Source organism: Streptococcus sp. SM5, assembly GCF_027497975.1.
The window spans coordinates 1-8,367 of the sequence record NZ_JAJNSC010000043.1 but is presented as its reverse complement, the minus strand read 5'-3'; the positions used below and the strand labels follow the sequence as shown (position 1 = coordinate 8,367).

The following is an 8,367-nucleotide window of genomic DNA, read 5'->3' as shown; positions in this document are numbered from 1 at the left end:
CTAAGAAACTTCCAAATGGAGATACAGAGCACGTCTACGAAAAAGTTAAGACATCATTCAAGGATAAAGAAGGAAATGAGATTCCAGGAAATCCAAGTGAAGATGGCGAACAACCTAAGAAAGATATCCCAGGTTACCGCTTCGTAGAGACTAAGAAACTTCCAAATGGCGATGTAGAACACGTTTATGAGAAAGTTAAGACAAGTCACAAGGATAAAGATGGTAAAGAAATTCCAAACTATCCAACAGAAGACGGTGAACAACCTAAGAAAGATATTCCAGGCTACCGCTTCGTAGAGACTAAGAAACTTCCAAATGGCGATGTAGAACACGTTTATGAGAAAGTTAAGACATCATTCAAGGATAAAGATGGAAATGAAATTCCAAACTATCCAACAGAAGACGGTGAACAACCTAAGAAAAATATCCCAGGCTACCGCTTCGTAGAGACTAAGAAACTTCCAAATGGTGACACAGTTCATGTTTATGAAAAAATCATTCCTTCTGTGAAACCAGAACCTGCGAAACCATCAAAACCAGCTCCAGCTAAACCAGCTAAGGAATTGCCTAATACTGGTACAGAAGATCACTCAAGCCTAGCAGCTCTTGGACTTCTTGGAGTATTGAGCGGATTTGGTCTTGTGGCACGCAAGAAAAAAGAAGACTAATGTTTTAATCATTAAAGATTAAACAAAGGAATTCAATTTCATAAATGAAAACCCAACTAATCAAGTGATTAGTTGGGTTTTTTATGTGGATTATCTATTCTTCCATGCTTGGTAACGGGTATCAATCAATAATTGAGTGAGGCGTCCCATGGTTTCCCTTTCTTCTGGAGTGAGGGATTGCGCTTGGACAAAGAGATGATGAATGTGTTCGATAGCCTTGAAGGAAGATAAGTCATTGATGGAGCTAATTCCAGCATCAAGAATAGTGCCAAAGAAGAGGTCGAAGTAGAGCTGGAGTTCTTCGTCAGGGACTGTCGCTACCCATTCTTTAAAGGTTGTGTCTACCTGTTGACTATCACTATTGGTCTTATCCAGTTGGACGAAGTGCTTGTCCTCAATCTGCCAACTAAAGGTATCGTGCTGGGCGATGCCACCCAAGGCATTACTCTGAACGATGATTTGGTGGGCAGGAATTTCCAGCATCCTACCGATAATGGAACCTTGTGGAATGAAGACCTTGGTTCTATCCATTATCCTTTGATAGCCTGCAGTTTGTGTCAATTCTGTGTGGAGACCAGGCGCATCAAAAGTATAGACTTCTGTAATCTGATTTCGCAAGCTTTGCTCAATTTGGCTAGCAGCATAAATGGCTAGATTTCCTCCCTTGGAATGCCCAGCCAGAATGACTTTTTTCTGAGGGTGTTGGGCAAAAAAGTTCTTTAAATAGCGGAGAGCGTGCTTCTGAGCAGGAATTTCTTTCATATAGGTCAGGTGGAAATCTTCCTTCCAGCCAATGATACTATCATCAGTCCCACGAAAGACAATCAGATAGGTATCGAGAGTGAGGCGGTAGGTCATAGCCGCAAACTGCTTTTGCAACTCAGGGTCGATTTCGTTGATAAAATAGGAGAGTTTGCAATTTTTGAAGCGCTTGTGTTGAGCCAGTTTGTCCAATAACTGGAGGCGATTTTTACTGGTCAACATAGTGGGCTCTCTTGGAACCTGAGGTGCCAAGTCTAAAAGTCGCTGAGGACTTGTGGATACCAGATTATCAAAGGGTAGGTAGGTGGTTTCTGTTAAGGCTAGAATATCTAATTCATTTAAAGGTAGGTCGTAAAAGGAATCGTATGCGACATCTTTCAGATAATCAAAAATATTGGCCATAAGAGCTCCTTTCTTTTTATTTATCTTATCACAATCACATAGAATTTACTAGTTGGTTTGTACGAGCTCTCTACATACCGACCTATAATGGTATGATTCAGACACATAGAAGACAGTTTGCTTTTATTTCAAACCTCTAAACGAACTTGCTTGAATGTTTTTGCTATCAATCCCGTTTTCCTTTAAAAAATTCTTCATCTCATTTACATCATCAGGTTGGCCGGTTAAGAGATAAATAGCTTGGTTGCCGTATTTCACAACCGCATTTTTTAAAAATGCTTGGCTTTGAGAAAAGGTTTCGCTAGTTTTATAAGTTAGATTAGGATTATTCTTACTAAGCTCTCTTAACTCATTATCAAAAATGTTTACTCCTTTGTCTAAATGATTAAGAATGATGGAGCGCTTACCAGCCCACTCTTTCACAACTGGACGCAGAGTAGAAATACCGACATCAGAGGCAAAACAAACCAGTGCTTGGTCATTGTCTTTAACAGATAAAGATGACTCCAGCCAACTCATCTCAATTTTACTACCAGCTGGTAAATGTGTTAAGGTTTCCTTAAACACGCTACCACTATTATGGGTTACAATAAGAATTTCATCCTCATCAGGAGTGGAAGCAAGGGTTAGCCATCGGCTAGCCTGATCCTCCTTTACTGGACTTTTGTCTGGGCCAAACGAGCTGTCAGGAAGCTTAAACTGAGCATAGGAGCCAGCTTTCCATATTTGATTTTTTGGTTTTGTGATGTGAACTAAATACAAATCTCCGCTGGGATTTTCAATGGATTTTATCGATAAAGTTTGACTTCGTCCAAGATAGGTAATGATTCCCCAAGATATAAAGCCGAGCACTCCAAGTGTAGTTAGAATAATTATGAACATTTTTTTCCCTCGTTTCATTTTTAACTCCTATAGTGTAGTAATTTTCTATGAATGAATAATATTTTTTTTCATTCAATAATTTCCAAAAAATAAAGAAAAGATTTCTTTATTTCAGTATTCCTTTAATGAAGTTGGTTGCTAGTATTTCTACAGTTTTGCTAATATCTGGAAAATCATTTTCTGTGATATGCATATCCATGTAGTAAAATAGGTTGTAAACTTGTAAAATATCTTGAATTTTTTCTGGAGAATGGCCTTCAGCCTGCAAACGATGAGTAAAGGTTTTCACGAGAAATTGATGAAATGGATTCGTGACTTTCCCTTCTTCTGAGGAATAGTAGCTATGCAACTCATCTGCTATGGCAGGATTGTACCATTCTGCAAGGATTTTATTGGAAGAAACGAGTGCTCTGGATTGAGCAAAGAGTTGACTAATAAGATCAATCATATCAATTTCCCAATCCAGTTCTTCGATCATAGTTTGGCGAACACGGCTGTTTTCATCAATATAGATATCTAAAAAAATAGCCTCTTTACTTTCGTAATAGTTATAAAAAGATCCGACTGCCATATGAGCTTGTCTAGCAATTTCTGAAATTCCTGTCGCCTTGTATCCTTTTTTTGAAAAAACTTCATAAGCTGCGGATTTCAAAGCCTGTTTTTTGTCCAATTTGATTCACCTCTTTTCTGAATGAATATTAAATATTGTTCATTCATATCTTAACAAATCTTTTTCAGATTGTCAATCTGAAAGCTAGAACTTTTTACGGATACCACTTGATAAGGAGCTTTTCAATGTTAGAAGAGTATAGAGTGTCGTTTTAACTACACTCAAGGTTTGGAAGAATAGATATAAATTTTGGTTAAGGGGATGTATAAAAGAACTGAAATGAGGGTTGAAAAAATTAAAAATAAATGGGTAGTGCTGGCACTATGTCTGAAAATAAGGTATGATATCAATGGGGTTATTCACTATCTGTTTTTGAGCTGTTGTGACAAGGAAATGTCAAAAAAGTATTAGATACTAAGCCCTCTATTTATACTAAAGGATTTAAGACTCCTAAAATTAGCAAAGGAGAATCAGATGCAAAAGATTTTATTAGTAGAAGATGATCAGGTTATTCGTCAACAGGTCGGGAAAATGCTCTCTGAATGGGGATTTGAAGTGGTTCTGGTAGAAGACTTTATGGAAGTTTTGAGTCTTTTTGTCCAGTCGGAGCCTCATCTGGTCCTCATGGATATTGGATTGCCCTTGTTTAATGGCTATCACTGGTGTCAGGAAATCCGCAAGATTTCCAAGGTGCCTATCATGTTTCTGTCTTCCAGAGACCAGGCTATGGATATTGTCATGGCAATCAATATGGGGGCGGATGACTTTGTGACCAAGCCTTTTGACCAGCAGGTTCTTTTAGCCAAGGTTCAGGGCTTGTTGCGTCGTTCCTATGAGTTTGGGCGTGACGAGAGTTTACTGGAATATGCTGGTGTTATCCTCAATACCAAATCCATGGATTTACATTATCAAGGGCAAGTCTTGAATTTGACCAAGAACGAATTCCAGATTTTACGAGTTTTGTTTGAGCATGCAGGCAATATCGTAGCGCGTGATGACCTGATGCGGGAACTTTGGAACAGTGACTTTTTTATTGATGATAATACGCTCTCTGTCAATGTGGCTCGATTGCGTAAAAAGTTGGAAGAGCAGGGGTTGGTAGGATTTATCGAGACCAAGAAAGGGATAGGGTACGGACTGAAGCATGCTTGATTGGAAACAATTTTTTCTAGCCTATCTGCGTTCCCGTAGTCGTCTGTTTGTCTATCTGATTTCTTTGACGTTTCTGCTCTTACTCTTTCAGTTTTTATTTGCCAGTTTGGGAATTTACTTTCTCTACTTTTTCCTGCTGTGTTGCTTTGTAACCATTTTATTTTTCGCTTGGGACATATTGGTAGAAATGCAGGTATATCGTCAGGAAATTCTCTATGGGGAGAGGGAAGCTCAGTCTCCTTTGGAAAGAGTTTTAGCAGAAAAATTAGAAGCGCGTGAGATGGAACTTTATCAGCAGAGATCAGATTCAGAAAGAAAACTGACGGATTTACTGGATTACTATACCTTGTGGGTCCATCAGATTAAGACCCCCATTGCAGCCAGTCAACTCTTAGTTGCAGAAGTAGCCGACCGCCAACTGAAGCAGCAATTAGAACAGGAAATTTTCAAGATTGATTCCTATACCAATCTAGTTTTACAGTACCTGCGTTTAGAAAGTTTCCATGATGATTTGGTCTTGAAGCAGGTGCAAATTGAGGACTTGGTCAAGGAAATAATTCGTAAATATGCTCTTTTCTTTATTCAAAAAGGCCTAAATGTCAACCTATATGACCTTGATAAAGAAATTGTGACGGATAAGAAGTGGTTACTAGTGGTCATTGAACAAATTATCTCAAATAGTCTCAAGTACACCAAGGAAGGTGGTCTGGAGATTTATATGGAAGGCCAGGAACTCTGTATCAAGGATACGGGAATCGGGATAAAAAACAGTGATGTCCTCCGAGTCTTTGAACGTGGTTTCTCAGGATATAATGGACGTCTAACCCAGCAGTCATCTGGACTTGGACTGTATCTATCTAAGAAAATTTCTGAAGAACTAGGCCACCAGATTCGCATCGAGTCTGAGGTTGGAAAAGGAACGATAGTGCGGATTCAGTTTGCTCAAGTGAACTTAGTTCTTGAGTGAGAAGAGACAATGAGTTTTTACCCAATCTCTTTTTGCTATATTTCAGGATATTTGAAGACTGTTTTTTACAAAACCAATAATAGAATTTTTAATACGGAATATAGTATAAATACTGGTTCAAAGTGAAGTTTTGTATGCTTTATACTTTTGTTGAGTATAAAATCTATAAACTAAGGGTGAATTACAAAAATTAATTTGAGATGAAGTGAATTGTAGACTTGGGAAATGTCTCCTATTCGATTTCAGAATGAATCGTTGATACAGGATTAAAAGAACTGCAGCTTTCTTTTTATTTTGAATGAGATAGGTGTATATAGATTTGTGTAACTGGTATAGAACTGTTTCCAAGAATTTATTGAATGTATCGAATACACACATCCTATTGATTTTGAACCAGTTTTTAATTTCTAAATGTTATAATAGTTTTATCAAGTAAAAGGAGACTACCATGATTGGAGACAATATAAAATTCTTACGAAAATCACATAATCTGATATAACCAGAATTTTCACGGATTGTGGGTGTGTCACGAAATAGCCTAAATCGTTAGAAAAACTGAAAAAGCTTACTTTCAATAGAAGTGTTGGAAATATTCATTTTACATCTATCAAAGAAACATGGGATAGACCTATATTTTACAAAATAGCAAATTATATTTTGAATGATAGTAAAAACTGCAGAACTTGTGTGATTTACAATTATTGCACTCAATGTCTGAGTATCGCACTGTCTGAAATAAGGAATAGTAGAGATTGTTCTGAGATATGTAAAAAAACGCATTAGCAAGGAGTATCGTATATGCTACCATATCTTAAAACTATTAGATGGTATCTCTTCTTTAATTTTCTTTTTGGTGTAGTATCGAATATCTGCACAGCTTTGTTACCGTATTTCACGCAGGCATTAATCAAAGGGGATTATCAAGTAGCTCTATATGGTTACTCTATGTCAGTGGCAGGCTATTTGAGTTGTAACTATATCCAAATGATACTTGATTGGAAGCAGGGGATTATCTTTTCGACTACTTTGAAAAATGAGTGGTTTCGTTCACTTCTGGGACTCAGTCACCACGATTTCAAGCAGAAAACAGTAGCAGAGTATATTTCCTATCAATCTAATGACCTAGATTCGTTGGAAAAGGATTACCTTCCTCCATTGATGAGTTTTATCAAACAAATTTTACGTATCATCATTTACGCTTTCATTATTAGCAGAACAATTAATCCTATTGTATCACTGATTTTAATCTTTTCCACTGGAATTAGTATTCAAATTCCTAAAATCGTTGGGAAGTTGACCGCTAATCGTAGACAGGTTTACTTGAAAAAACAAGGAGATTACTATCGAACTTTGGAGGATTTGCTCATGGGACATCATTTGGTAAATAAACTAACTATGTCGCATTTTTTGAATCAACAAAAGAGTTCTCTAAAGAATTTGCAGGATAAGTATTTTAAGTATGGTTTGACAAAAATTACAGGCATCTTATTGACAGGTGTTTCTTTTGAATTCATTAGTCTTGTTCTGTTTATTTATTTAGCCTACTCTCTATCTCACCAGCAACTCGGTATTCCTGAGGTGGTGGCAAGTTTCGGATATATTAATGCTTTTTCTGAACCAATACAGGAAATCCTTTATGATTTACAAATGTTAGAGTCCGTAAAGCCTGTAATCAAGAGTTTTCAAAACATTGTTGGGAGACCCGTTTCAGTTCAAGCACCTCAACATTCTTTTGATACGATTACTTTGAAAAACATTTCCAAACAACTGGGAGAATCAAAATTGATAATTACTTCCGCTACGATTCAAAAAGGGGATAAAATTGCGCTTATTGGTAAGAATGGGTCTGGAAAAAGTAGTCTTCTCAACATTTTAAATGGAACAGATGAAGATTTTGAAGGACAAATTGTGCTAGATGGGCTTGTTTTGGACCATCTTTGGGGAAGATTCGGTATGATTCTGCAACAAGAACATACATTTATTTCGAGTTATGAAAATAATGTAACGCTATTCAATAGTTTCAATGAAAAATTCAGAGAAGAAGATTTTGAAAAAATTCCACCACAATCCCTGTCAGGTGGTCAGCAACAACGAATGTATTTAAATCGTGAGAAAAATCGTAAAAATCCATTGCTTATCCTAGACGAACCTTTCTCTGCCTTGGATACTAATCAGTTTAAAATGGAATTGGAAAGAGTTCTGGAACTACCAAGTGCCGTCATTGTTACTTTACATCGCCAAAACGAATTATTAAGTAAGTTTGACCAAGTTTGGGAAATTAAGAATGGAGAACTTGTAATTTTGAAATAGCTAAATTATAAAGAATAAAACGCATAGTATCAAGGTTCAGGAGATACCGTTTTTCCTTCTTCGGATAAGGAAACAAAAATTTCTTGCTTCATCTATCTATTCAATTGATAGATTTCTTCGAAGAAAGACTGTAAAATTTTTGATATAATGTTAAGGATGGACTGACGGATATTTAAAGGATAATTTTCAAAAGAATAACAGGTGAGAAGAAAAATATGTAAGATTGGACAGAAGTCTCTCTACCATCATCCATGCAGAAACAAAATTATACGAAATAAAAGGAGTAACCAATGACTGGAAACTATTCAACACGTGAATACCGTGAGAAATTATATGATGATCTTCATGTTCGATTAAGAGATACAGTGATTTTGATGTGTGCGATTTTTATTGCCTCTATTGGCCTAAATATGAATTCAACAGCTGTCATTATTGGAGCCATGCTGATTTCCCCTCTTATGACACCGATTGTTGGACTGGGGTTTGGTGATGGAGATCATGTCCTATCTTCACTTTGATTATTGGAAAAAAACGGCTCGGTCAGGAGCTAGTATGAATAAGGAGAACAAATGAAACGTTTAAAAATGTTATGGCATATTATGCAGGTTACGGGT

Annotated in this window: 7 protein-coding genes and 1 pseudogene; 5 read left to right on the top strand and 3 right to left on the bottom strand. The window is 36.8% G+C overall.

The genetic code is table 11. From position 1 onward, the window contains the following. Positions 1–668, top strand: a 668-nt coding sequence (locus tag PAN07_RS17235; RefSeq protein WP_269798437.1) for a MucBP domain-containing protein, incomplete at its 5' end; no start/stop codon positions are given. Positions 669–758: 90 nt separating this feature from the next. On the opposite strand, the gene PAN07_RS17230 is transcribed toward PAN07_RS17235, so the two are convergent. The 3 genes from PAN07_RS17230 to PAN07_RS17220 form a co-directional block, all read right to left on the bottom strand. Beyond that, positions 759–1,832, bottom strand: a complete 1,074-nt coding sequence (locus PAN07_RS17230) for a DUF2974 domain-containing protein (RefSeq protein ID WP_125416127.1) — start codon at positions 1,830–1,832, stop codon at positions 759–761. Positions 1,833–1,955: 123 nt separating this feature from the next. Beyond that, positions 1,956–2,732, bottom strand: coding sequence for a ferredoxin reductase (locus PAN07_RS17225; protein WP_125416125.1), 777 nt, complete (start codon positions 2,730–2,732; stop codon positions 1,956–1,958). A gap of 88 nt (positions 2,733–2,820) precedes the next feature. Then, a complete protein-coding gene (locus PAN07_RS17220; RefSeq protein ID WP_125416123.1) occupies positions 2,821–3,390 on the bottom strand; it encodes a TetR/AcrR family transcriptional regulator in 570 nt (189 codons plus the stop codon). Positions 3,391–3,798: 408 nt separating this feature from the next. Between PAN07_RS17220 and PAN07_RS17215 the strand changes: the two genes are divergently transcribed. The 4 genes and pseudogenes from PAN07_RS17215 to PAN07_RS17200 all read left to right on the top strand — a co-directional run. Next, positions 3,799–4,476 (top strand): response regulator transcription factor, encoded by a 678-nt coding sequence (locus PAN07_RS17215; protein ID WP_125416121.1) that lies wholly within the window; start codon positions 3,799–3,801, stop codon positions 4,474–4,476. Then, positions 4,469–5,443 (top strand): sensor histidine kinase, encoded by a 975-nt coding sequence (locus tag PAN07_RS17210; RefSeq protein ID WP_049493965.1) that lies wholly within the window; start codon positions 4,469–4,471, stop codon positions 5,441–5,443. Before PAN07_RS17215 ends, PAN07_RS17210 begins: the two co-directional genes overlap by 8 nt. A 798-nt stretch (positions 5,444–6,241) precedes the next feature. Next, entirely contained in the window at positions 6,242–7,753 is a 1,512-nt protein-coding gene (locus PAN07_RS17205; protein ID WP_004242726.1) for an ABC transporter ATP-binding protein, read from the top strand. A gap of 290 nt (positions 7,754–8,043) precedes the next feature. Then, positions 8,044–8,241, top strand: a pseudogene (locus PAN07_RS17200) (hypothetical protein); the annotation flags it as partial. Positions 8,242–8,367: the final 126 nt, after the last annotated feature.